Origin of the sequence: Micrococcus sp. HSID17227 (assembly GCF_003989405.1) — a bacterium.
Classification (GTDB): Bacteria; Actinomycetota; Actinomycetes; order Actinomycetales; family Micrococcaceae; genus Micrococcus; species Micrococcus luteus.
Map to the genome: position 1 here is coordinate 1 of NZ_RBLN01000308.1, position 2278 is coordinate 2278.

The window sequence follows — 2278 nt, forward strand, 5'->3', positions numbered from 1 at the left end:
CCTTCCGATCTGTGGCCCGCTGGGCCCCGCCCGTGCTCAGCGTCGCCGCGGCCTCCGCCTTCGTGCTGGCCGGGGCGAGCTCGGCGCTCGCAGGCGTGTTCGCCCGCACCGTGGTGACCCCCGTGCGCCGCCACGCCGAGTCCACGCCGATCCTCGCCGTCGTCGACACGCCCGCCGGGCAGGACGTGATCCTGCAGGCCGACGAGTACACCACCGTGCCCGGCCAGTACTCCCTCACGTTCGACGACGGCGCCGGATGCGCCCGCATCGGGGAGATCACCTCCTTCGACCCCCGGGACGGCACGGTGCAGCGCGCGGTCGAGGAGGTCTTCTCCGGCGATCTGACGACGGCGACCCGGGGCCGGTTCACCGGCTTCGTCTACCCGACCCCCGCCGACGCCGGGCTCGACGCCGAGGACGTGCAGGTGCCGGTGCCCGGCGGCCACGCCCGCGCATGGCGCATCGAGCCGGACCCCAGCGAGGACGGCGAACCCCGTCCCGCGGAGGGGCTGTGGGCGGTGATGGTCCACGGCCGCGGCGCGCGCCGCAACGAGGGCATCCGCGCCGTGCCGACCGCCCGCCGCCTGGGCATGACGTCGCTGCTGATCTCCTACCGCAACGACGGCGACGCCCCGGACGCCGCCGACGCCCGCTACGGGCTCGGCACCACCGAATGGGAGGACGTCGAGGCGGCCATCCGCTACGCCCTCGACCACGGCGCCCGGGACGTCGTCCTCTTCGGCTGGTCCATGGGCGGGGCCGTGGTGCTGCAGACCGTGGACCGCTCCCCGCTGGCCCCGCACGTGCGCGGCGTGGTCCTGACGGGCCCCGTCATCGACTGGGTGGACGTGCTGCGCCACCAGGCCCGGCTCAACCGGATCCCCGAAGCCGTGGGCCTGCTCGGCCAGTGGCTGCTGGCCAACCGGGCCGGCCGGTTCATCACGGGCCTGGCCGCCCCCGTGGACCTCAAGGCCCTGGACTGGGTGACCCGCGCCGACCACGTGCGTGTGCCCACGCTGATCCTGCACTCCGAGGACGACGAGTACGTGCCCGTCGGCCCCTCGCAGGACCTGGCCGAGCGCAACCCGGACCTCGTGCGGTTCGTCCGCTTCCACCAGGCCCGCCACACCCGCGAGCAGAACGTGGACCCGCGCAAGTGGGACACCACCGTGCGCGGCTGGCTGCGCGCCGTGCTCAGCGCCCCCCGCCCCGGCGGCCGGGGGCGCTGACCGCGCTCAGGCCGCGGCGTCCGCCAGCCCCCGACGGCGCAGCAGCGGCTCGAGCTCGGCGTCCCGGCCACGGAACGCGCGGTAGGACTCCAGCAGGTCACGCGTATCGCCCCGCGAGAGCAGCTCGTCCGCGAACCGGCGGCCGTTCTCCCGCGTCATCCCGCCGTGCTCGCGGAACCACTCCACGGCGTCCGCGTCCAGCACCTCGGCCCACACGTAGGAGTAGTACCCGGCCGCGTAGCCGCCGCCGAAGATGTGCTTGAAGTAGCCGGTGCCGTAGCGCGGAGGCACCAGGTCCGGGTCGATGCCCGCCTCGGTCAGCACCCGGCGCTCGAACGCGGCCGGGTCGGCCGTGGCGGCGTCCACCGTCTCCTCCGTCAGCGAGTGCCAGGCCCAGTCCACGAGCGCCGCGCCCAAATACTCGACCGTGCGGTGCCCCTCGCCCCACAGGTCCGCCGCCTCGAGCCGCTCCAGCGTCCCCGCCGGCAGCGGCTCGCCCGACTCCACGTGCCGCGCGTACGCGGCCAGCAGGGACGGCTCGCGCAGCCACACCTCGTTGACCTGCGACGGGAACTCGACGACGTCGCGCGGCACGTTCGTCCCGGTGAGCGAGGCGTACTCGCCCCGGGCCAGCAGCCCGTGCAGGGCGTGGCCGAACTCGTGGAACAGCGTCGTGGCCTCATCCAGCGTCAGCAGGGCCGGACGCCCCGCCGCCGGGGCCGGCACATTCATCGTGGTGAACACCACCGGGCGCTCGCCCAGGGCGTCCGCCATGTCCCGCACCGTGTGCATCCAGGCACCGCCCGACTTGGTCGGCCGCGCGAACAGGTCCGCGACGAACAGACCCACCCCGGCACCGTCCTCACCCGTCACCTCGAACACCCGGATCCCGGGGCGGTACAGGTGCCGCGCCAGCTCCGGGCGCTCGGCGAACGTGAGCCCGTACAGCGCCGTCGCCGCCGCGAACACGCCCTCGGTCAGCACCCGGTCCAGCTCGAAGTACGGGCGCAGGGCGTCCGCGTCCACCGCGAACTCCTCCCGCGCGTACG

General features: G+C 74.8%; 2 protein-coding genes. One reads left to right on the forward strand and one right to left on the reverse strand.

The window, feature by feature from the left end:
* Positions 1-11 precede the first annotated feature (11 nt).
* Entirely contained in the window at positions 12-1229 is a 1218-nt protein-coding gene (locus D8M29_RS11120; protein ID WP_238693396.1) for a S9 family peptidase, read from the forward strand.
* Positions 1230-1235: 6 nt separating this feature from the next.
* Here the strand turns inward: D8M29_RS11120 and D8M29_RS11125 are convergent.
* On the reverse strand, positions 1236-2278 hold a 1043-nt coding region (locus tag D8M29_RS11125; protein WP_148111597.1), incomplete at its 5' end, for a M3 family metallopeptidase.